Here is a 346-nt window from a genome sequence, read left to right as displayed (position 1 = left end):
CCACCCCTCGCCTTGTCGGTCCACACATGTTGATAGATGCACTCATGGCTCAACAGTATCAAGTGCTCCTTGAGCAGCCAGCCTGAGATTTGCTCCGGGCTCCATTTTTCAGCAAGTTTATCCTCGACCAAGCCAATCAACTCTGGTGTCAATTTTGTTACCTTTCTGGCCACTTCACGCCGCCAAAGCGCAAACCTCTGGGCTTGCTTGTGTCGATACCCGCGCTGACCACTATTCCGCGCTAACTCCCTTGATATCGTTGACTGACTCACGCCTAGAGCCACCGCAATCTCTGCTTGTGTAAAACCGCTTTTCTTGAACGCCTCAATCTGGCATCTTTGCTCAT

The 346-nt window shown here is 51.4% G+C and carries 1 protein-coding gene; it reads right to left on the bottom strand.

Annotated features, from left to right (window positions below):
• Window positions 1-346 (bottom strand): helix-turn-helix domain-containing protein (locus Q1A48_RS22065; RefSeq protein WP_366523469.1); only part of this gene is annotated, 346 nt, incomplete at both ends.

Origin of the sequence: uncultured Microbulbifer sp. (genome assembly GCF_947489355.1) — a bacterium.
In the GTDB taxonomy this organism is placed as follows: Bacteria; Pseudomonadota; Gammaproteobacteria; order Pseudomonadales; family Cellvibrionaceae; genus Microbulbifer.
This window is presented reverse-complemented; position numbering and strand designations above follow the sequence as displayed.